This is a genomic window from Roseiconus lacunae, from assembly GCF_008312935.1.
Taxonomy (GTDB): domain Bacteria; phylum Planctomycetota; class Planctomycetia; order Pirellulales; family Pirellulaceae; genus Stieleria; species Stieleria lacunae.
In genome coordinates, this window is the sequence record NZ_VSZO01000053.1 from 227,585 (window position 1) to 250,339 (window position 22,755).

The 22,755-nt window shown below is 54.7% G+C and carries 17 protein-coding genes and 1 pseudogene; 5 read left to right on the forward strand and 13 right to left on the reverse strand.

What is annotated here, in order from left to right; genetic code table 11:
• Positions 1-61: 61 nt before the first annotated feature.
• Positions 62-604 carry a methyl-accepting chemotaxis protein gene (locus FYC48_RS28870; RefSeq protein WP_390622167.1) on the reverse strand — a complete coding sequence of 181 codons (543 nt, stop codon included), beginning with the start codon at positions 602-604 and terminating at the stop codon, positions 62-64.
• Positions 602-1,012 (reverse strand): annotated as a pseudogene (locus tag FYC48_RS28875) (PAS domain S-box protein); the annotation flags it as partial. The pseudogene FYC48_RS28875 and the gene FYC48_RS28870, both read right to left, overlap by 3 nt.
• Positions 1,013-1,464: 452 nt before the next feature.
• Here FYC48_RS28875 and FYC48_RS24015 point away from each other — a divergent pair.
• On the forward strand, positions 1,465-2,967 hold the full coding sequence (locus FYC48_RS24015; RefSeq protein WP_149499328.1) for a cryptochrome/photolyase family protein: 1,503 nt from the start codon (positions 1,465-1,467) through the stop codon (positions 2,965-2,967).
• Positions 2,968-3,259: 292 nt separating this feature from the next.
• On the opposite strand, the gene FYC48_RS24020 is transcribed toward FYC48_RS24015, so the two are convergent.
• The 6 genes from FYC48_RS24020 to FYC48_RS24045 all read right to left on the reverse strand — a co-directional run bounded on the left by FYC48_RS24020 (position 3,260) and on the right by FYC48_RS24045 (position 10,368).
• The gene (locus FYC48_RS24020) at positions 3,260-3,910 is read right to left on the reverse strand and encodes a HEAT repeat domain-containing protein (RefSeq protein WP_160149741.1); all 651 of its coding nucleotides are present in this window, start codon (positions 3,908-3,910) and stop codon (positions 3,260-3,262) included.
• 336 nt (positions 3,911-4,246) lie between these two features.
• A complete protein-coding gene (locus tag FYC48_RS24025) occupies positions 4,247-5,446 on the reverse strand; it encodes a BBP7 family outer membrane beta-barrel protein (protein ID WP_160149742.1) in 1,200 nt (399 codons plus the stop codon).
• Between the two features lie 484 nt (positions 5,447-5,930).
• Positions 5,931-6,452, reverse strand: coding sequence for a YaiI/YqxD family protein (locus tag FYC48_RS24030; RefSeq protein ID WP_200836692.1), 522 nt, complete (start codon positions 6,450-6,452; stop codon positions 5,931-5,933).
• A 103-nt stretch (positions 6,453-6,555) separates the two neighbouring features.
• The gene (locus FYC48_RS24035; protein WP_149499331.1) at positions 6,556-7,407 is read right to left on the reverse strand and encodes a dienelactone hydrolase family protein; all 852 of its coding nucleotides are present in this window, start codon (positions 7,405-7,407) and stop codon (positions 6,556-6,558) included.
• 68 nt (positions 7,408-7,475) lie between these two features.
• The gene (locus tag FYC48_RS24040) at positions 7,476-8,570 is read right to left on the reverse strand and encodes a Gfo/Idh/MocA family protein (RefSeq protein ID WP_149499332.1); all 1,095 of its coding nucleotides are present in this window, start codon (positions 8,568-8,570) and stop codon (positions 7,476-7,478) included.
• A gap of 487 nt (positions 8,571-9,057) precedes the next feature.
• A complete protein-coding gene (locus tag FYC48_RS24045) occupies positions 9,058-10,368 on the reverse strand; it encodes a homoserine dehydrogenase (protein ID WP_149499333.1) in 1,311 nt (436 codons plus the stop codon).
• Between FYC48_RS24045 and FYC48_RS27985 the strand changes: the two genes are divergently transcribed.
• Positions 10,367-10,588: a hypothetical protein gene (locus tag FYC48_RS27985; protein WP_160149743.1), complete on the forward strand. Its 222-nt coding sequence runs from the start codon at positions 10,367-10,369 to the stop codon at positions 10,586-10,588. The genes FYC48_RS24045 and FYC48_RS27985 overlap by 2 nt on opposite strands.
• A 167-nt stretch (positions 10,589-10,755) precedes the next feature.
• Here the strand turns inward: FYC48_RS27985 and FYC48_RS24050 are convergent, their stop codons facing one another.
• The 3 genes from FYC48_RS24050 to FYC48_RS24060 all read right to left on the reverse strand — a co-directional run bounded on the left by FYC48_RS24050 (position 10,756) and on the right by FYC48_RS24060 (position 14,629).
• Positions 10,756-11,118, reverse strand: a complete 363-nt coding sequence (locus FYC48_RS24050; RefSeq protein WP_149499334.1) for a PilZ domain-containing protein — start codon at positions 11,116-11,118, stop codon at positions 10,756-10,758.
• A 279-nt stretch (positions 11,119-11,397) separates the two neighbouring features.
• Positions 11,398-13,185, reverse strand: coding sequence for a glucan biosynthesis protein (locus tag FYC48_RS24055; RefSeq protein WP_149499335.1), 1,788 nt, complete (start codon positions 13,183-13,185; stop codon positions 11,398-11,400).
• Between the two features lie 70 nt (positions 13,186-13,255).
• Positions 13,256-14,629, reverse strand: coding sequence for a glucoamylase family protein (locus FYC48_RS24060; RefSeq protein WP_235034399.1), 1,374 nt, complete (start codon positions 14,627-14,629; stop codon positions 13,256-13,258).
• 499 nt (positions 14,630-15,128) lie between these two features.
• On the opposite strand from FYC48_RS24060, the gene FYC48_RS24065 reads away from it, so the two are divergent.
• Entirely contained in the window at positions 15,129-15,911 is a 783-nt protein-coding gene (locus tag FYC48_RS24065) for a hypothetical protein (RefSeq protein WP_149499337.1), read from the forward strand.
• A gap of 18 nt (positions 15,912-15,929) precedes the next feature.
• Positions 15,930-17,900 (forward strand): glucans biosynthesis glucosyltransferase MdoH, encoded by a 1,971-nt coding sequence (gene mdoH / locus FYC48_RS24070; protein ID WP_149499338.1) that lies wholly within the window; start codon positions 15,930-15,932, stop codon positions 17,898-17,900.
• A 104-nt stretch (positions 17,901-18,004) separates the two neighbouring features.
• Here the strand turns inward: mdoH and FYC48_RS24075 are convergent, their stop codons facing one another.
• Complete coding sequence (locus tag FYC48_RS24075; protein ID WP_149499339.1) at positions 18,005-18,454, reverse strand: hypothetical protein; 450 nt, start codon at positions 18,452-18,454, stop codon at positions 18,005-18,007.
• A gap of 247 nt (positions 18,455-18,701) precedes the next feature.
• On the opposite strand from FYC48_RS24075, the gene FYC48_RS24080 reads away from it, so the two are divergent.
• Positions 18,702-19,727, forward strand: coding sequence for a nucleoside hydrolase (locus FYC48_RS24080; protein WP_149499340.1), 1,026 nt, complete (start codon positions 18,702-18,704; stop codon positions 19,725-19,727).
• Between the two features lie 107 nt (positions 19,728-19,834).
• Here FYC48_RS24080 and FYC48_RS24085 read toward each other — a convergent pair whose 3' ends face one another.
• The gene (locus tag FYC48_RS24085) at positions 19,835-22,216 is read right to left on the reverse strand and encodes a peroxiredoxin family protein (protein ID WP_149499341.1); all 2,382 of its coding nucleotides are present in this window, start codon (positions 22,214-22,216) and stop codon (positions 19,835-19,837) included.
• Positions 22,217-22,755 lie beyond the last annotated feature (539 nt).

Below are 22,755 nucleotides of genomic sequence, written 5' to 3' on the forward strand. Positions count from 1 at the left end.
GACGAGCGATCTTGCCATCTTATCGATTCTCGACGCAACGCGGGGTGTTTTCGTCGATCGATCAATCGACGCGTAGCATTGTCGCGGTTTGGTTTAGGTTCGCCATCGTCGCGGACTGTTGTTCGACCGCGGCGGCGATGGAGTGCATGCTTTCGTTTACGCTGCTGATCCGTTCGTTCAAACTGGATGACGATTCGACATTCGAAGCGATCAATGTTCGAATTTCGTCGACTGTTTCACCGATGCTGTCCGTCGCGCTGGCGGTCTGCTTCGCCAACTCTTTGACCTCATTGGCGACAACTGCGAATCCTTTGCCCGCTTCGCCGGCCCGCGCCGATTCGATCGTCGCATTAAGAGCAAGCAAGTTCGTCTGTTCTGCTAGTCCACGGATCGTTTCGACCACTTCGACAATCAACTGGCTGCTTTGTTCCAACCGCGTCACCGATTGGACATTCGACGCGATCTCGGATTCTGTTTGAGTGACTTGGTGTGCGGTCTGGGTGACGTGTGAAGAAATCTCATTGATCGTTTCAACCATTTGTTCAATGCTTGTCGCGACGGCTTCGCCGACTTGGCCGATCGAGCTGTCGGCCTGTTGTGGCATCGTGATTTCGCTGGAGTGAACGATCACACGTGCCGGACGTTCGTCGGTATCGCCAAGTGCATAATAGTGTTCAAGAACATCGATGGTGCTGCCATCGCTGCATTGTCGTTTGAAGACGCCGGATCGGTTTTCGCCGCGTCGCAACGCTTTCCAGATTTCTTGATAGTCCGGCGAATTCGTATCAGATGGCGAAACGACTTCGGCATGGTTCCTTCCGATCACTTCGTCACGGCCGTATCGGTACTTCACCAAGAACGCTTGGTTGGCTGCCAGGATCGTCCCATGAAGATCTAATTCAAGGGTCGGCTGGTGATCGCTGATCGCGTCGAGGTGCGTCTTGCATTTTCTCAACTCTGCCAACTCACGCTCGCGGGCAGCGTTTGAGCCGAAGTTCCAGATCCATGACATGTGAGGCCTCGTTACCAAGCACGCCGGCTTGTTCGTTTCGAATGAAGTTCAGTCTTCTTTAAAATCAGATCACCGGTTACCGACATGCGGTTGGGCGTTGCCGCGACAGCCGGCTGAAAAATCCGCTATCGGTTCAAAGTGTTGGCGCGCCGTTGAGGAAAATTGTGGCATTCGAGGGCAATTCGTCTGATTGGCGGGGAACGGACGATCCCCGCGTTTTGTGAACTCGGCGGGGCGTGTCAACGCCGAGTTTCCGCCGGCCTACAGTGATTCGCCTCCAAATAAATTGGTCGTCGAAAATATGATTCCGTCGCCGAACGCACGATTCCTACGTCCCCCCAGTCTCGAACCTGCCGTCAAAGGATTCGCTAGATGCGGGGACTGTCGGTCGCAAATCGGTTTTGGATAGGTTCCAAGACTATCCCCATTGAACCCAAATTCTTCATCCGCCAGTGATTCTGCTTATCTTTCCTCATCAACTGTTCTGGCCGCATCCGGGTTTGCGGCGGTCGCCCAATCGTGTGTTGCTGATCGAAGACAGCCTGTTTTTTGGCGATGCTCGTTACCCGGCCAAGTTTCATAAGCAGAAGCTTTGGCTTCATCGCACGACGATGCGACGCTTCGAGAATCGACTTCAATCAGAAGGCCACAAGGTTGAGTACATCGGCTACGAGGGGCCGGAGCGGTCGCTTCTCGACCAGCTCACGTCGGTACTCGATAGTGACGCAATCCGTGGCGAAACTCTGGTCGCAGTTGATCCCGTCGACTTCATCGCTGAACGACGGCTCCGAAAAGCATGCGAGAAGTTGGAGATGACGCTAGAGCTAATTCCCAGTCCAGGGTTCATCAATTCTGCTGAAGAGAATCAAGAATACCGCGACGGCAAATCACGTTGGTTCATGGCGGACTTTTACAAGTGGCAGCGGAAGCGTCTCGACATCTTGGTCGACTCCGATGGCGAGCCCGAAGGAGGCCAGTGGAGTTTTGATGATGAGAATCGAAAGAAGATTCCTAAGTCGTTGCTCGATCAAATCCCTGAATTGTCGACAGTCGATCACGACCCGATTGCCAATGACGTGGCCGAGTCTATCGAGAATGACTTTGCGTCGAACCCTGGCCGGCTGGACCAACTTTACTATCCCACCACTCACACCGAGGCGGAGCGGTGGCTGGACGAGTTTCTAACGGAACGTCTCGATAATTTTGGCCCTTACGAGGATGCGATCGAACCACGTCAGTCTTGGTTGTGGCACAGTGTGCTAACACCGGCGTTGAATATCGGCCTGCTGACGCCCAATGACATCGTCCGAAAAACATTGTCGATCGCAAGAAAGCAGGGGACGCCGCTGAATTCGACCGAAGGATTCATTCGGCAGGTGATCGGCTGGAGAGAGTTCATGCGGGCGACGTATGAAGACCTCGGCGTTCGGATGCGCACCAATAATCACTGGGGCCATCACCGGCCGATGCCAGAGTGCTTTTACGACGGTACAACAACAGTCGATCCCGTTGACGATACGATCAAGCGGCTATTGCAAACTGGTTACTGCCATCACATTGAACGGTTGATGGTTCTCGGCGGGTTTATGTTTCTCTGCGAGCTTGACCCGCAAGAAATTTACACTTGGTTCATGGAGCTTTTCATTGACAGCTACGATTGGGTCATGGTCCCCAACGTTTACGCGATGAGCCAGCACGCAGACGGAGGCCTGATCACGACGAAGCCTTATTTTTCCGGATCGTCATACATTCGAAAGATGAGCCATTATAAAACCGGTCCGTGGTGTGACATTTGGGACGGGTTGTACTGGCGGTGGATTTGGAATCACCGGGAAGAACTCGGCAAGAACCCTCGCTGGGCCATGATGTGCAAAATGGCCGAGAAGATGGGCGACGACAAAATGAATCGTCACCGTGAAACTGCGGAGGAATTCCTCAGCAAACTCGATCGCTAAAGCTTTGTTCGATTTGAAAAAACGGGGGCGAGTCATTAGCCGATGGGCGTTCGCTCCGGTTGCTGCAACGAAGCCGTGGTTAACGCATGCGATCCCAGTGGTTCGTCATCACTTGAAATCGCGACTGGCCGATACCAATCATTAGCGTTGCCGATTTCGATTGGCAATCCGGTTGTCGCTAATGGTTTCTTTTGCCGCGATCGTCGCCGGCAGTGATGCGAGTGCAAAAAGAAGCGGGCCGGTTCGCGAAGTAACGACACAACGATCCGCACCGAACCCTGTGCCAGTGCGTCTACTTAAGCTCGCGAGATTCTCTCTCGGCAAAGCGAATGTCGCCAGTATCATCGCCAGGAGTCATCGGTCCACGGGTGGCATCGATTGCCGCGATCCACGCTTTGGGGTCGCTGCCATGGTCTTTTCCCATGACGTCTCGCAGGCTGTCCATCGCCAGATAAACCGTTGCAGGATCTTGGTCTTCCAAGATGACTCGAAGTGCGTCGACCGGCATGTCACCTTGGTGATTTTTCAATGCGGCGATTGCTGAATGTTTGACATCTAGCTCGGTCGTGCTGCCAAGGGTTTGGGCCAAGATCTGCACTGCCTCGGGTTCGTTTCGATTCCCGAGTGAGCGGCAGCAAGCGGTCTGAACCTTGATGCTTTCGTCGCTCAGTCCTTTTTGGATCAAGCGAAGTGACTCTTCGGATGACTTCAGGCTGCCGGCTGCTTGGACGGCGTGAAACCGCATTTCGGCACTCGGGTCGTTGTCGATGATTCGCTCTAGATGGCCAGCCCAAAACTGCTGGTCTGATTCGGGCATCTCGGCGACTTGATCTGACAGCGAACGCAATTGCTTCAATCGCTCGTGATCGGTCACTCCCAATTCCGTGTCTTTTTTCCAGGCCCGCATTGTGAAGTACGGATTCACGGTTTTCAGGGCATACATCGGGCCATCATGGCACCCACCCAAGACGGGACAAAAACAGCCCACGAGGATCGCCGTTCGGACGAAATTGGTAGTTATTCGATAGTTCAAAACGGATCGCGTTCGCATTTCAATCCTGTCGCGATGATTGCGTGACAAGCAGTCTGCCAAACCATTGCGATTGGCAGATGATGGGCCTGATGATTCGATCACACCCGTTGACCCTTGAACTAACAGAACGAATCTGCGGACGCCAAGGCCATTTCGATCCATATCGGCTGCTGCCTGGAATTTCTTCGGTCACGACACCCATAAAATTGCCACTGGCGACGCTTCCTTCGACTCGATCGCGTCGTCCTACCAAGTCATGCTGGCACCGAATGTAATCCCATGTGCGACAAAATCGTTCGTCGCTTCGTTGAACGCCGGGCGTTGCAGCCCGCTCAGTGTGCCACCGCCCACCTGCGTTGGATTCACCCGACGGTCGATTTGCTCAGCAGCTCTTCCGACGTTGCTCCAGCCGTAAAGTGAGTAGCCGAGGTTCGCCGAAAGGTTCCGTCCGATTCGCTTCGTCAGTTTCAGTGAAACATCATGTAGCGTCCCAAATGAATCGCTGTCGTATTGGCCGATGTTGGTCGGTTGAGTCAGCAAACCGCCGTTGGATGTGGTCGATTGACCGAGCCCGTTGTTGGTGACGGACTGTCCGGAAATCGTAATCTGACGATTGGTTTGTCCAACCGATACCGATCCATCAACCGCAAGCACCAGTCCTCGAAACAGCGGGATGGCGTTCAGCGGCAACCCGCGTAGCGACATTTCATTGGCCAGCCCCACTCGAAAACCGTGAAACTCATTTTCAACCTGAAAGGCATCTGTAGAAGATAGCGAGACACCTTGCGTCGCTCCTGCGAGGGAGGTTGAGGTGTCAGCGATCCGAATAGATTCGTCAAAATCACCTCCACGATAGCCCATGAGTAGGTAGACCGGCGTTCCACGACGGCTTGACACGTTTCGGCGTATCGCAAGGTCGAAGAGCTGAAAACTCGAATCGGCATTGATTTCGATGTTCCCCGAAACTTCGTTTGGAAACGCGAGTAGCCGAGCGTCTTCGAGTCCCGCATCGGTATTGAAAAACGGTCGTGCCAAAATCGCATGCTCGCTGCTTCGCGCCGTGAAACTCAGGTCTTGGTCACCAAGGTTTATATAAGTGAATTCGACGCCAAGGTCCTGAGAATCATCCCACCAGAATCCGATCGAGTATCGGCCTCCCGATTCCTGGCCGTCCAATTCATCCGATCCTCCAAAGATGACCGACGAAAAATCGCCGAGTGTACCTGCGTTTACGCGGGCCGTTCCGCTGTCGCTTGTCGTCACGAGCGCCGGAAATTCGGCACCGGTTCGATCCCAGTACAGGTACTCCGCCTTTGCCCAAAACGATCCGCTAGGCCCGGTCGCTAAGCGTTGGCGTTTCCATTGGGTTTGACCTGTCGGAATGGCATCGCAGGCGCCGTCGAAGATCGGTTCCGAGTAGGCAACTGGAACGACCGAGGAAGACACGGTGTTGGGCGAAGCAATCGACCGGGGCCGTTGATGATTTCGTTCGGCCGCGTCAATGCTGCTTGTACTAGCAAGAAAAATGACGGCGATCGCCGCAAAAGAGTGAACGCAGTTTCTTGCGTCTAACCTATTCTGCGAGCGTATTGCGGAAGGATAGGTAAAGCCCATCGGAGTCGTTCGGATTGACGGATCGGTTGTACGGTCGGGCGCCACTACGGAATCCCCTAATCCTTACATCGGGAATAATTCGCCCAGGCGTTAAACTTTCGCAGCTTCGCACCAAAAGTATTCCGCGATAATGAGCTGCCGACGAATCGCAAATCCACTTCCTCAAAAGCTTGAATTCGAACGAGCCCCCCTTGGCCTCGTGCTTCGTCCACCTCTCAAAGAGGATTAGCCGATTGGCGTTAGCCACGTTTTCAGAACCGCAACTGAACTTGATGTCCGTCGGCTGAATGGCCAAAGAATGAATCTAGAAGAGGCACTACTCCCCCGCCGAGCTCCTTTGTTTGAGTGCCTTCGTCAGGATTCGATCGAGCTGATTGGCGAACGCTTGGGAATCCTTTTTACTGAACGGCTTTGGGCCGGACGTTTCCACGCCTGAAAGCCTGAGCTGTTCGAGGAGATCGCGCGTGGCGAGACGATTGTGGATATTGCGTTCGTCATAAAGGTCGCCGCGGCTGGTGATAACCAATCCGCCTTTCTCGATCGCCCGAGCGGCAAGGGGAACATCATCCGCGATCACGATGTCGCCAGTGGTCAATGATGCGACAATCGCATGGTCGGCCATATCGGCGCCGTCGCGGACGGTCATGCGGCGAATCCACTCGGACTTTGGAATCGGGATCGACTGATTCGCAACCACGACGACTTTTAATTCCCGCCGCTGTGCCGTCCGGTACACCAGCTCCTTGATCGCGACCGGGCATGCGTCAGCATCGATCCAGATTGTCAATGCCGAGGAATGTGCCGAGTCGTCGCCGTCGTGAGAATTGCAATCAGTCACTCGTGCATTATCCGTCTTTGGTTTCCGGGCAACCGTATCGCAATCGCTAAGGTTGCCCTGCATTTCGCTGTTTCGCCGTTCTTCTGAACGACAATGTTCTAACCTAAGCCAGCGTTTTCTCAAAAAGTGCCAACATCCGAGACCAAGCTTTCTCGGCTTGTTCTGGATTGTGGACCCGGGTGTCGGGCGGGCACCAGCCGTGTCCCGCAGGATACACTTCGATTTCAGCTTTCAAGTTGGCGTCCGCGAATGCTTCCTTGAGGACAGTCTTTGATTCCGGGTCACGCTCGTCATCGTTTTCAGCGATCGCGATCAAGAACTGTGCTTCCATTTTGGGAATCAACAAGTGGGGGCTGTCGTCTTGATTGGTTACCAGGCCACCACCGTGGAACGTGCACGCCGCTCCGACGCGACCTGGCACAGCGGCCGCGGTTCTCATTACGATTGGGCCTCCCATGCAGTACCCAGTCGTGCCAACTTTCTTTGACGTGTCCACTTGTGGTTGCTTGTCCAACCAAGTGATGAATGCGTTTGCATCAGTCGATTGAGTTTCGGGCGTTAACGATCTCGCAAGCGGTCGGATTTCGGGGATCGGAGTGTTGGCTCCCTTGTCTGCCGTCGGCGCTTTCTGTATCCGGTAGAACGGATTGACGACCAAGACGCTATAGCCATTCTCGGCAAGACGCTTGCCCATCTGACGAAACGCGGGGCGTAGTCCAAAGATATCTGGCCAGATCAAAACCGCTGCGTGATCCCCCGAGGTGGGCGCCACGAAATAGGCGTCACAACTGCCATCGGGTGTATCGATTGTCACGTCTTGGTCGTCGACTTCGGCGGCGTTCGCCACAGCCGGTAGAAACATCGCAGCGCCGACGCCGGCGGCCGCGGCCATCGATCCCATGTCGCGTCGCGAGTAACGTTTTAGGTCGTTTTCGAAATGATCTTGATCGCACATCAGCGGGTCTCGTGATTTCTGAGTTGTTTAAGATGGTTTACAGTTCGCCATTGTTGCCGCTCGGGCCGCTATAGCACGCCACTAGCGCGAAGGACCGCTTCGTGCGTTGCGACGTCATGATCGCCGTCCCAGGCAAGTTTTTTTTCGCCGCGTATGACTTTTGCGAGGTCCAAGAATTCGGCGTCGTAGCGACCAGACGGTCGATCAAAACTGACTTCTTGAAACCCTTTCCGAAAATTCTCGCGAGGTCGAGCCAAACCCAATTGTGCTTTGGGGTGTGGCTCAAGCGGCTCAATCGCGAAGGTGCCTTCCGTCCCTGTAATCGAGAACGATCGACGAGGTCCGCCCATGGGATCGATATGGTTACAACGAATGGTCACCAGCGCATCGTCGTATTCCAAGACTGCCAACTGGTTGTCGGCGAACGAATCTTTTTCTGGGTAGGTACGCCGGACGAAAGACTCGACGTGCGTTGGTTTTCCAAGTAACCAAACGACTTGATCGATCAGATGGCACGCCAGTTCAAACATGCCTCCGCCTTCATAACGGGCTAAGTCTTTTCGGCCCGCGTCGTTGATCAGCTTTCCCATCATTCCGTTAATTTCGGTGATTTTGCCAAGCCAACCTTCTGAAGCGACGCGTTTGGCGAATTGGAATGCCGGGTTGTATCGCAGCATGTAGCCCATCTGAATCGTACGCGATTGCTTTTCGGCCAAACGATGCATTTCTCGACAAGCTGACAGCGATTCACCTGCGGGCTTGTCCAAGTGAAGATGCATTCCCGCCTGCAGACATCGCATCGCGGTCGGCACCAGTTGTGCGACTTCGGTTTCCACCGCGACGGCTTGCAGACCGTCCGTGGCGAGCAGCTCTTTCTCGCTCATCCAGCGAACGTTCTTAAACGCTTCGTGATTTTTTAATTGCTCCCGTCGATCCCGGTTCGGCTCGACGACACCCACCAATTCGAATGTCTCAGGAAACTTCTCAATGGCTTGTAACTTGCCGATCGCATGGGCATGGCTGGTGCCAATCTGGCCGATCTTGATTCGTGGTTTCGCCGCGGAAGTCTCGTTGGCAAAGACAGTTGAATGCAAGCCAGACACGGCGGCACCGCCAACGATTCCGAGTGTCTGGCGACGATTCAGTGCTGATTCGTGATTCATTCGGTAGGGATTCCTTGTTGATCGTGCGCGTGGTTGAGCAGTCTAGTTTATCCAATCCTTCCACCGCCGATCATCGATAACCGATCTAAAAAGGGCACGTTCGCCGTTCTATTTTCCCGGCCACGTTGAATCGTTCTCAGTTGGTACGGATCTCAAGCTTGTTCGCGAGGCGGCGGAGACCGGAGACGCTTGAAACGATTGAAGTGCGGGCCAAACAGAGACCAAAGCCTGGCCGTCTGGATTAGACGAGCATCCTGACGAATACTGAGGCAGTGCTCGTTTACATGTTTTGGACGAATGCCGCGTCTAAATCAAACGTTTGGGCCAGCTCAATAGCCGACGGACGTCAACATCGGTGATTGCACGGAAGCCGTTGCGAACGCTATTCGGCTAATCCCGGTTCCGAAAGTTGACAAAGCGCTAGCGACCACGCTTCCCCAACGGTCGGCTGATTGGTCACACTCGTGTGTGCAACTCTTGCAAAGCACTAATCTTTGACTCTCAGGCGAACGACGGACCCGCTGACAACCGAAAGGCCTTCGAGTTTGTTGGTCGCTTCGCTCGCCGCTCCCTCGGTTGCCTCGTGTGTCATGATCACCAAAGGAACCATTCGGTCGGTACTTTCGCTGGTGTCGGTTTCGTGTTGGATCACCGAAGCGATCGAGATCGAATGATCCGAAAGTACGTTGGCGATTGCGCCGAGCGTGCCGGGGTGATTGGCGACGAGCAAACGCAAATAGAATCTCCCTTTCAAACTCGCCGCGTCCCGCTGAATCGCGCGCGGAGGGTTTTCGCCGCAGAAGTACTCTAGCGTTTGGAACGTCAGCTTGGTTCGGCCCACGGCAGTGTCAATTAAATCTGCGACAACCGCAGAAGCCGTTGGCATTTGTCCGGCACCGAGACCGTGGTAGAAGACGGGGCCGACGGCATCGCCGACGGCACGAATTGCGTTAAACGCATTCCGTACTTCGGCCAATGGCGTTCCGATTTTCAGCAGCGTCGGCGCGACCGATAGTTCCAGGCCGGCTTCGGTCAAGTTTGCGACGGCGAGCAGCTTAATCCGATAACCCAACTCTCGGGCATAGCGCAGGTCGGCAGGGTCGAGCCCATCGATCCCGATCCGCGGGATATCGTTCCAGTTGATCGTTGCCCCGAAAGCGAGGTGAGCCAAGATGGCTAACTTTTGTGCCGCGTCGGTACCGTCAACGTCCATTGTGGGGTCGGCTTCTGCGTAACCCAAACGCTGAGCCTCGGCAACGACGTCGGCATAGTCGCTGCCTTTTTCGTCCATCTGGCTGACGATGAAATTGCTGGTCCCATTCAGAATGCCTTCGAGCGATTGCAACTGATTCGCAGACAAGCATTGACTGATGTTGGCGATAATTGGAATTCCGCCCGCCACCGATGCCTCAAATGCGATGCTGCGGCCAAGCTGGCGGGCCCGATCGAAAAGCTCGGGCCCATGCTCGGCAAGCAGTGCCTTGTTCGCGGTGACAATATCCTTACCGGATTCCATCAATTTCAGCATGATGGTCCGAGCGGGTTCAAGACCACCGATCAGTTGGGCGACGACGGTGATTTCTTCGTCATTGATGACGTCGTCGAGCGAATCGGTCAGCACACCGTCGGGCAGCGTCATTCGCTGCTTAGCTTTCTCGATGTCGCGTACGACAGCTTTGCGCAGCCACATCGTCCTGCCAGCATGCCGTGCCGTTCGATCTCCGTGATCGAGCAATAAGCGTGCGACACCGCTTCCGACGGTTCCTAATCCAACGATTGCAATATTTGTCTTTTCCATGCCGCAAATGGTAACCGCGATCGCGATCGAGAACGAGACGGCTTTCGGTATCGTCGGAAATCGCGGTCTTCGCCCTAAAACGGCCGAATGCATGCCGGTCGGGCTCGCATTCACAGCCACTCGATCGCGATGCACTCCCAATGGAATCGCATCAGACATCCATCAGTTGACCGAGCTAAACGGACTAAGCAAGCACGCGACTGCAATACAACCTGTCTAACGCGGCGCGGCCGATCCGGTCCCCTGATCAAAAAGCAGAAAACAGTCCCTCTTCCGACCAAGATTACGGGCGTGATTGATCAACCGACGGGTGGTCGCCTCGGTTTCCACGACATCGCTGCGACTCGCGTCATTCGGCCGATCGTCGATCCAGATGTGGACGCGGTTCTAGCGATGCAGATTGATGAACTGCCATCCGGAAATCTGCCAACGTCGACCGAAGGGCCGGCACCAACGGCATTGAGCGAGCAATTTTAAGCTCTCACCCTTCAGACTTTCGACCGTCAACACTGCCGTCGCGCCCTCGGGGACAGGCACGGCGGTGACCAGTCCAATTCCTGAGCACGATATTTTGCGCGAGAACGCAGGGATCGAATCGCTCTCTCCACGAATCATCAATGTCACAGGCCGCACCAAAGACTCGCGGTACGTGTTGCGGTTCTCGTTGTCATACATTGCGTCTTCGTCAAGGATGTCACGGACCGCGTTCTCAACATCCAAATTGGGTGCCGAACCGGATAGACGTAGCATAGGGGGGAAGACTCCAGAATGAGGGGCAGTGATTGTCGCTGACTATTTTATGAGGGATCGCAGCCATCGATTCGCAGACTGGCTGATCGTGTGCTAAAGCAGCAGGTTGCCCAACGGAAACTTGCTTGCGAAACCTTCTTCGAGCAAACAGAATCCTCACCGAATTTTCAAATTCATCCCCGTCTCTTGTTCAATCGGGAAGGCGCCGCGATACGGAGACACCCGAGCGAACCAGATGACACCTTGCATGTCGATAAAATGCAACAACCAGCAAGCGAATCAGTGATCGGCGTTGCGAACGATGGCTCGCTCCTGCCTGGTGTAAACCGAGGGGTAGACAAAGGTCGGTTGCTGATCAGGAAGCAAGTACGCGACTTCTTCGCTGACTGCTTTCCCGTCGTGTGTCAACTTCCAAGATAGTTCGACAGGTCCCGACTCTTCCGGTGCCACAATCGATCGTAGAACCCAGTCGCCGGTCTCGGTTCGACGAAGCGATTCCGATGTGATTTTTCCGCGGATGCTCGACGACACGACCGTCAAGTGGTCCTGCTCCTCTAACAGTTGGAGATCATGCCCGGCAAATCGGACCTCGATTTCTGCCAAGCCTTCCGACCGTTTCACGCTAAGATTCGTCGCTCGTCCTATGTCCTTTTGTTTGGCGACGTCGCCGGCAAAGAAACTGACCGTGTAACGAAGTTCGAGCGGTCGATCGGTCGAAACCGGCTCGTTCGAGATCCAGTACGCCCCAATGTTGTCGACGCCTTCGTGAGCGCCGGGGAGTTCCAATAACTCGATTCGTCCATTCTTCCATGGCTTCGATGGCGTCACCCAGACGCTTGGTCGCATGTCATATCGGGCGTTGTGATCGTCGTAGTGATAGAACGCTCGGTTTCGTTGCAGTGTTCCAAATCCGTGCAATTCATCGATCGGCAACGAAGTGACCGAAGGGTAGCTTTGACGTGCATACGGTCGCCACCGCCAGTCTCGGCCACCCTGCCAAATCAGAAGCCCATCAGAATCGTGAACGGACGGACGCGCATCCAGCGGAGGCCCTTCCAATCCATCTCCCCAAATCCACATGGATGTCAGCGGGGCCAACGCTACTTTTTCCGGGACACTTCGGAAACTTAGTTGGCAGTCGATATCGATGTCCGTTTGGTGGACGCCGGGATGAAGCGTGAACCGATAGGCGCCGCAGACTGACGGCCCGTCTAGGAAGCCGAGCACGGTAATCGACTCATCGCCGGTCGCGGGCATTTGGATCCAGAAAGCACGAAAGTCTGGAAACTCTTCGTCCTTCGGAAGTGCCACGTCGATTGCGACCCCGCGTGCCGAACTGCCGTAAATGGTGTTGGCACTTCGGGCTCGGAAATAGCTTGAGCCGAGAAACGAAAGGATCTCTTGAGAATCGTGCTGACCTGGAAACCGCCCCACCAACCGCACGCCCGCGTGACCGATGTTCCCGATGGTTTGTGGATCGATCGACTCCGGGTATTCGAAATCGTCGGTCGAAAACTTCAGCCGTTGACTGACGAGTTCAGGCGATTCCTTTGATGATCGGGACCGCGCCGTCTCCGGTTGTGTTCTTGCAACTGGACTGACGAGCGATATGCCTGACTCGTCGGAACGCGTCTGTTCTTTTTCAGTTAACTCGACGGACGATGGTGGCGGACTAAGCGTGTAGAGGTAGACCCGGTCACGTTGTACAAACCCGCGATGAAATGTCTCAATCCAAAAGGGTAACCCTTGGTTGGCCCAGGTTGCTTGCTCATGACGATACTTGATCTTGATGTATTGATCGTAATCCAAGTCCGCGAGTACCTTGGGCAAGTCCTGTTGCGTTTCATACGGCTGTTTCGCTTGCGACTCGGCAAGTTTGCAAAGATCGTCGAAGTTGCGAACCGTTGCGAACGCGGCCTCTTGCTCGACTGGTTCGACCCGTTTGGGAGTGGCGTCGACCTTCGCCTCCGTCGACTCGTGAGCGATCGAATACGACGCAGCACTGAAAGCGAAAGCGAGCGTTGTCGGCAACGCGATTAAATACGCACGAACTTCAAAAGCAACCATACAACAAGATCAGATGAAAAGGGGTGAAGTGTTTGCCTCAAGCTGCCGTTGGCCGCTCGCAGTGCAAATGTCATCGTTCGCAATCCTGTGCTCGGAAACCGGCCAGTTTTAATGCGTTGGCGGCGGCGGGGTGAGCCATGAATGCGTTCCAGACGCCACCGCAAAGCAAGTTGTGCGCCATAAGCATTGTGATTCCAGTATCTATGCCGATGACATCTGAACTTCTCCATCCGGTCTTCGGGTGAAACGCATTGACGAACCCATAGCGACCGTAGATTTCTTCTGCACCGATCGACCGTTGCGCTATCAGCGTATTCAATGCCAAATCGGGGACGATGGCTAACGCACCACCCGCGGCACTGGGGACGATCGTTCCATCGATGCCTCGATGGGCAACGACTCGGTCAACATTCGCCGGACCGTCGGTGGTCCAACCGTCATCGAACGGTCCTCCCCAGTCACGGTATCCCGTCGGACTGTCGCTGCTGGTTAGGCCCCACAAATCATTGCCATAGTGAGAAAACGTCTCAGGTTTAGACTTGGCAAGGGCCTGTAAATAACGGACGTGCGAACAGTGGGCGAGTTGGCTATTGCGCCAAAAGTCCCATCCCGTCGGATCGATGGCGCCACGTACGTCAAAGTATGCCCAAGGGTATTGGTGAACAAACAATGGCGGGTAGCTAAGCAACGGCGTCTGATCGTATCGCAAAACCGGTTTGCGTTGCCACGCAAGCCAGCACGCTTTAGGGATCGGGTGTGTCGGGGATGCGATTGCGAGTAGCAATAGGATCGGGTGCTCGCTGAACTGATCCCACTTCGCAGGCGTGAATCCTGATTCGGGCGTCCATCCCATATGCAAGCAGCGGTCGGTATCGACGAATGCATTCCAATTGGCACGTTCGTAGAGAACCGTTGTCAACTCGTGAATCATTTTGTCAGATTCAAACACCACTGACGCGTGCAGCGCGCCGGCGACCAACAGCGCGGTATCAATCGTGGACGCTTCACACTGATTTAACCGAGTGCCACTGTTTGCGGCAATGAAGTGGTAAGCGATGCCTTGAAAATGATCAGCTTGGCGTGTGAGCGACCAAAGCATTTTCTTGACCTGACCGGCAGCGTCGTTGGCTGACATGCGACCAGTCTCCGCCGCGATCGCGTACGCTGACAATCCAAAGCCGCAAGCCGCAATGCTGGACACCTCTGACATGCAACTGCCGTCGTGTTTTCCACGGTCGGCGACCAAGCCAGTATCCGAATGCGAAGCGTCTTGAAAGTACCTTAGGCAGCGATCGATCAAGTCGTTCAAGAATTCGGAGGCTTCGATCGACAGTGGCCGATTTGCTTCCAAGGATCGGTCACACGCATTCGTTCGGTTGGCGACCAAAGGGTTATGATTGGATTGATTCATTTCAGATGCGTCAAAGCGTTGCCAGCGAATCATTGATGCAGTGAAAAATCTTTTGACAAGGTTTGGCAAGCAATCGGACCTCCAATTCTTCCTAACCGGACGTTGCTAGAAATCTTTCGAAAAGATTCTTTTGGTGTCATCGCTCCCATAGCGAACTTAGACACAGCGTTATCGCCGGGTGCAATTCCCTTAACAACGCTTGGGATCACATGTTCATTAGGGCGGCGGAATAGCCTGAAAGTTTTCGTCCTGCGTGGCCCAGTTAGATGGCGATTTTGTTTTTGAAGAAACTGGCACGCAACTCGCGTAGCGTTGCCGTCAGAACCTATCCGAAAACGGTTGCGTCCAACAATTCGATTCGATGGTGATTCGATCCGACGACGGTTTCCGAAGATTCGCTTGTCGCTGAAATAACCGGCTATGCCGCCACGGCTGGTCGATCGGCACTCGGGTGCTCGGCTCACAGTTTTCGGATGGGTTCATTGGTCCTATCTGCTTATCTTTTCAACAAAGTATTTCACGAGGAGGGGTCATGGACACTGCCCCACAACAATCCGCTTCGATCGAGATGACGAAGCCCAACGATACGCCGTTACCGAAACCAATTGATACGCCAGAACACAGCGTCGGTGTGGCGGAGATTCCGTCGGAAACCGATAGTGCGCTGATGGCCGTTGCCGGATACCTCCGGCTTTGCGGGATCAAGCATCCAGACGTTCTTCGCGATCAGTCGCACCGGATTCTTGCTATGGTTGCGAAGCGATTGGAAGCGACTCGGGATACTGGTGCGGCGGTTGACCAGTCGTCTTTGACGGTTGATGCGATGTCCGCCGCGATCGACGAAGTACAGCGTCTGCATGACCGTGTCGCTCAACACTCGATTCGGACTCGGTCGACCGCTTCGCCGCGTTCGCAACAAGAAACGAATCTTCCGCACCACCATGAAGCGTCAAGTTCCGACCATCGTTCGGTGGGAATAGATTTGACCAACGGCGACTTGGTGGGAAGCGATGCCGCAATGCAATGCTGTGTGCTTTGTTTCAACAAAGTCATGAAGGATCCTGACATGCTTCGTGAAAACGAAGGTCAGTACCAACGAACGCGGACTTACGGCGAACGACATACGGTCACCGTAATCCCAAAGCGGATCGATCGAACGATGCGTCACAACGCGACACCTGAACTGATTCCACCATTACGCCCGCAATGGTGGGGAACGATGGTGAACCGCAGCATTCATCAGATCGGCATGACTTTCCAAACGTTGTTGTCGCCCTGGCGACCGACGAACGAATCGACGACGGTATCGGAATAGCCAGGAAAGCTCACCGCAATGAATACAAATACAACGCGCAAGGTCGTGGCAATCGCCACGGCCTTGATCACCGCTACCGGTCTTTGGGCGTATCTATCGACCGTTCAGCCGGGAGGCGTCAATGTCTTCGAGTGGCTCAGTGCGGCACTGTTCGGCATATTGTTCGGATGGATCGGTTTCTCATTTGCCGTCGCAACGATCGGTTTTTTTCATTTGCGAAATGGGGTTGACCGTCCATCGGCACCGCTCGATGAGCAGGGCGCGGGTGAATTGCCTACGTGCGCGGTTCTGGTTCCCGTCTACAACGAATCGCCTGAAGATGTCTTTGCGCGAATCGAAGCAATGCATCGCGATTTAACGCGGCTTAACGCGAATGAGTCGTTTGAGTTCTATGTCTTAAGTGACTCAACTGATCATGAGAAATGGTTGACCGAACAGTACGTTTGGTCCGAGGTCATGCAGCGATTGGGAAGCCAAGCAAAAATTTACTATCGCCATCGTGCAGAAAATGTTGGACGCAAGGCCGGCAATATCGCCGATTTTTGCTGCCGCTGGTCGGGTAACCACAAACTCATGATCATCTTAGACGCCGATAGCTTGATGGCGGGTGCGACGATGATCGAAATGGTGCGCCGAATGGCCGCCGATCCAAAGCTGGGGATTTTGCAGGTACCGCCGACACCGATCGGCCGACGATCCCTGTTTGCAAGATTGCAACAGTTCTCGGCGCATGCTTATGGTAGCGTTTTTGTCCGTGGGTTTGATCGCTGGGCCGGTGACCAAGGCAACTACTGGGGGCACAATGCGATCCTTAGAATTGATGCCTTTCGTGACCACTGCGACTTACCAACTTTGCCCGGCGAGGCACCGCTGGGTGGCGCAATCCTTAGTCACGACTTTGTCGAAGCTGCCTTGATGGTCGCGGCAGATTGGAAGGTTCGTCTCGCCGACGACTTGGGCGGAAGTTACGAAGAGTGTCCGACAACGCTAGCGGATTATGCACAACGCGATCTCCGTTGGTGCCAGGGCAATCTGCAGCATTCGCGGCTCATCATTTCAGATGGGTTTCGATTGCCAAGCCGGTTGCACTTTGCCAGCGGAGTGATGTCCTATGTTAGTTCGCCTCTCTGGATTGCATTCACGCTAGCGTGCATCGCCGGTTGGATCGCGGATGGTTCGGCGGACAATGTTTCCGCTTTTCAACAACTCGGTCAATTGGGATTATTTGCGACCGCGATGTTGATGCTGCTTATTCCGAAAGCGTACGGATGGATGATTACCAGGCAACGACGTGCAACCGACCTCGCCGAACGGCAAAACCTTACCGGAAGTATCTTGGTCGAAGTCTTGATGTCGATTTTGTTGTCACCAATCATGGCAATCCTGCACACGCGATTTGTAATCGCGACGCTGCGAGGAAGGAAGATTCAGTGGAATGCCCAACAGCGAGACGAGCATGGGGTGACCCTTGCCGAAGCGGCGCGACAGGGAGCCGGATACACGATCACAGGCATCCTGCTAACGGGCCTGCTTTACTATGCGAATCCCGCAATGCTGATTTGGTTTACGCCCATCCTCGCTGGTTTGCTGTTCGCAATTCCTTTGATCATGGCTCTCGGTAGTCAGGCAGCCGGCTCATCGCTTTTGCGTTGGCAGCTATTGTCAATTCCCGAAGAAATAACGCCTCCACAACTGACCGCCGACTTCGCGATCGCTCATGCAGCGAATCAAGCCGCGACTGCCGGACAAGCAGGGCGACTGTTTCGCAAGGTACTTGACGATCCCGGCTTCTTCACGATTCATTGCCGCGTACTCAAGGCGAGTGATGCGGATCGTCCGTTGAGTCTTGCCGAGCGGAACGAAACGCGACAGGCAGCCGAAACTGACCCGGATATGATTCCGATGAGAGACCGAGCGAAGGTGCTTAGCGATACCGCGTTACTGAAAGAACTTCACGTGCATACTCAACTGATCGCACAGTCGGCTTGACACCCGACGGCATTCACCCACGGCTTTAGCGACGGTCACGGCGTGTACTTCGGGCGAATGCCTGCCGCGCTTTAGGTCGTGAGTATCTCTCTCACCGGAAAAAATCAATCGGTAGGCAAATCGGGCGGATCCAGGCGGGAGGGAGAATTGAGCGCGGCTAAAGAGTCATTAACCATTAACCGAAAACGCTGATAATTTTGTCCTCCCGGGCAAACACCGGCGTACTCATCCCACAGCCATTCGATCGTGTTGGCGTCTACATTTCCGGCAAGTCTCGCCGCAACACGGGCCTCAAACTTAGCAAGCTGCGGAGTGCTTGTTTGGAACGCGATGAGACTGTTTCCGTGCAGATTTCGCGTCCAGTCGACCATGCAATCCCATTGTGAAATGGTCAGCTGGCTAGGTCTTCGGCCACGCAGTGATTCGATGTGGGATTCCAATCTACGGGCATATCGCACGCGTCCCATGATGCTATGGTGCCAAGCAACGATGAGTGCGAAGCAAGTAGCGGCCAATGCGGTAGTGATCAGCAACTTCCTCAGGCTGAATTGCATTGGCATTGAAGTTGGTCTCTCGCGTTTGGCGGGCGTTTGCGTTTTCTCTTGCCTAGTCGAAAGCTCTGGCGGCCTGAGCTGCGATGTTCCTTGAACCACTAATGATGCACAATTTCGAATTAGCCGGGTGGCATAACCAGAGATGTCCGGCATAAAACAAGATGCATGTCCGGTGATGATTGGTTGCAACCATCGTACGAGGTTTGGCCGTGTCCCGGGTCCACTACGAATCCGAACCTGTCGAGTTATGATCGAAAAGAAACTTCCTACGGTGTTGACTGTCCTCGTTAGCCTCGTTTGCTCAGTCCTGCTCGCACAGGATTCGTCCGGGGCGGGACCCCCTGTCTCCATTATCTTCGATACCGATATGGCAGGTGACTGTGACGATGCTGGTGCGCTCGCGGTACTGAACGCGTTGGCCGACAAAGGCGAAGCGACAATTTTGGCAGTGGTAACCAATCGGCGAGACGCCGCGGGCGATTCGGCTGCCGCATGTGACGCAATCAATACCTTCTATGGTCGCCCTGACGTGCCGATCGGCACGGATAAAGACGGAGCGAAAACGAAATGGAACCGCCCCAGCCCATACACCCCCGTGCTTCGCAACGAGTTTCCTCAAGACAGCCCCGGTGACAGCGACGCGCCCGACGCCTTGGAGGTGTATCGCCAAACGCTAGCGGCACAGAAGGACCGCAGTGTCGTGATTTGTAGTGTCGGGGCGCTTAGCAATCTAGAAGATCTGCTCAATTCCAGTGGCGATCGGCATAGCCCACTGTCTGGTGCTGAGTTGATTGCCACGAAGGTCAAGTTGACGGTGATCATGGGCGGCGCGTTTCCTCGTTCCGCAAAGCCGGAGACCAATATCTTGCTTGACCCTCCCGCCGCAGTCGCCGTCGCCAACCGTTGGCCATCACCCATTCTTTGGCAGGGCTTCGAAATCGGATCGGCGCTGCACTGCGGGGCGAAACTGAAGACCGTTGACGAGTACCATCCGATACGCCGCGCGTTTGAGCTCCGACCATACTTGGGCGGGAAAGCGATCGACCGTGGGAAACCGGCGCACGATCAAGCTGCCGTACTCTTGGCCGTTCGCGGAGTCGAACCGAAATTTTGGAACGTCGTTGACGGCGGAAGAGTGGTCGTCGATTCCGATGGCCATACCGAATTTAAAAAGGACTTCAAGAAGCAACATCGATACGTCGAAATCAAAGGCCGCCCTGACAGACTTGCAGATGTCATTGACGACCTGATGGTTGCGACACCAAAACGGTAGCCGTTGCCCCAACTGCTTGAATCACTCGGTCGATTGGCCGCCTTCGAAAGAGATCGGCGGCTGCACACATTCATCCTGCGAGTTTTTTCCGTAGTTGCCCGCCAAGATCAGTTTTTGGGCCGGACCGGTAAACGAAGCAACCGTTTTGCTTCCTTGAGTAGAAAGTCGGGGTCGTTAAAAGGTTCGTAACTAATGTCTTGCCAACGGACGAAGCCGTCGCGGTCGATTAGAAAGGTGCCGTGCAGCGGTTGGTTCTCGAAGTCGTCGAAAGCGCGGTAGGCTTTGAACGTTCCCAGCTCGGAATCGGAGACCAGCGGGAAGGGAAACTCACCCTCGACTTGGAAATTGTCAATCGAGCTTTTCAATTCCTTGATAGTGTCCGTGCTGACGGCCACCAACGAGATCCCGGCGTCGGCAAACTCCTTTGTCTTTGGCGCAAAGGCCGTCAACTGCTCGGCGCAGTGAAGGCATCCAAAGCCGAGGTAGAAGATGACCACGACGGGTTTCCCTTCAAACTGTTCGAAGGCGAGTGAATCTCCATTCTCATTCGGCAAGCTCCAGTTGATTGCCGGTGAGGGCGTGTACCGCAAAGGACCGATGGTGGCTAATGCCGGCCGCTCGCCTACATCCTGGTTTGGTTCGGGGGTGATCCGCCAATCATCGGGAAGTTCGATCGCGGCGGCGACATCGGAAAGTCGCTCGAACGGGGCAAGCGATAGGTCGTCGATGTGGCCTGAGATCTTGCGTAATTTGGTAAATGCTTCGCTAGCTTCTTTCTTTTTGCCGATACGAAAAAGCACATCGACTTGGTTGGCCAGCGGGATCACTTCATTCTTGGCGGACTCAACCGCTTCACTCGCGAGTCGCTCCGCCTTCTTGTGGTCCCCTGCTCGCATGTAGAGTCGGGCCAAACGATCTTTTTCGATTCCGGTGACTTGATCGAGCAGTGTCTTCGCGGACTCGTTCGAACCAACCATCAATCCAGCGTAGGCGTTCAACTCTGCGATCGATTCGTTGAGTGATTTGATCCTCCGGTCGATCGGCTTGACTGCGTCGGCCTTGGCCTTGTCGATTTCGGCCGCCGCTTTCTTCGCCTCTTTCGCTTCTTTTTCGGCCTTGTCTTGAGCCACTTTTCGCTCACGTTGTGTGTGTGCCAAGCGAGCCTGTAGCTCGACGAGTTGAGCGAGCAACAGACTCGAGTCGCCTTTCTCGAAGTGGGCGACTCCCAACGCACGAATGCGTTTGTCTTGTTCCGATGTGACGTCAGTTGGTTCCAGGTACATGGTCTCACTGAGTTCGATCAACTTGTCCCACATTTCGAAACGTTGAAGCACTTGGAACAATCGGGCGCGTCCGTGTGCGGCGCTACTTCCTCGCTTTTCCACGGTGTTGTACTTCGGATGTCGCGGGTGTTCGACTAGGTTTGTCGCGATCGCCAAGGCATCGCCGGATCGTCCGATGTTGATCAAGTTGCGCGTCATCCATTCCTGGTTGTGCGCGTAGTTATGAATTTGATCCGGCAGCACACCATCTCGCATCATGTGGTTATGATCAGCTCGTGAAGAGGCCTCTTGTTGCCAGACGGCATCCGGGTATCTCTTGACACGCGAATAGATATGGCCGGGCATATGCCACAGGTGCGCGATGCTAGGTCCCGACTGGCCTCCGAGCGCGGCAGACGTCATCGCCCGTTCTGGTTTTTCGTTATCCCACAGGTGAATTCGGTAATGATGCGCCGGGTGCATCGGCCTGGCGGCAAACACCTGATCCAGGATCGCGTCGACCGCTTGGTGGCTAGTGATTGGCAGATCCTTTTTAAACTGCCATAGCCGTACCGCTAGGAAGGCTTTAGCTTCGATGTCATCAGGGAAGTCGTGGATAATTTTTTCGAGGCTGCGGATGTAGTCTTGTTTTGCAACTTTTTCATCCTTCTTTTTCGATTTCAGATAGTCAGCAAGTCCATCGATCCAAAGTTGATCGCGTTTGCTGGCGGTCTTCTTTCGTTCAACGGCTTCTTTGATGAAACCTAACGCACGTTTTTCATTTTCGATGTTTGCCATCGCCATGCCCCAGTATGCCATCGCGCAATCGGGGTCGAGCAAGGCGACTTGGCGGAATGACCGTTCAGCCTCGAAGTACCAAAAGCCGTGTAATTGTCCTACCCCTTGGTCAAAGAACTTTTGGGCGAGTTCGATTTCGGTGGAGACGGGGAAGGTCACCTCACCGGTGCCACCCATCAGATACGCTTTCTGTCTTGGCCCTTCATTGAACGCTTCTCCGTGAAATGAATGTCCTGCGAGGATTTCCTGGGTGTCGCCAAGTTTCTCGCTCGTGCCATCGCCGAGGGTCTCGTTTGGTTTGGCGACATCATTCGCCGACGCGCGAGGGGCGGCGAGAAAGGGAATCAGGCACAACGCGAAGTAGAAATGGAGGAGCAGGTACGGGGCACGTGGCGTGCCAGTCCACCAGGATGAACGAATCTTCTGCATGTGGGCGTCCTCGGTGAGCTGCGGATTGAGGCGGGTGGTCCGACCAAAGATATCAAGTGCAACGCACCGTGACCGCCCCCCAAACTGGCACCGTCAAAAAGGGGTCAGGACTCTTTTCGTGCGGATTGCAAGGTCAGGTGTGGCGTCTGATCCGCTTTTGGTTTCGCCGGTGAGGACCGTTGGATGCATTTGTCTACCCTTGTCCACCGGCCATATGGCAGCCGAGCGTAGGCGATGTGATGGGTGAAGCGAGAAACGAGTGGCCGGGCAGAACGGGCCTCGTCGAATGTGGCGACACGGTTTTGGCGGGGGCGTCGGCTGTTGCCTTGGTTGCTGGCTAGTCTTCGAACGTTCGCTGTCGGCCGACGGCGTTTCGTGCTGGTCTATTCAGCTAGCTGTCCCTGTGGAGCTGACTGCGGACATAGATGAGCTCAAGTCACTAAGAGCGGTTGCGAAATCTTATTGTCAGCCTTCCTAGGGCATACGGGGTTTTGGGAGCCGGCGAGCGTTCGATAACATTTTAGCGCTTTTGTCTAGAA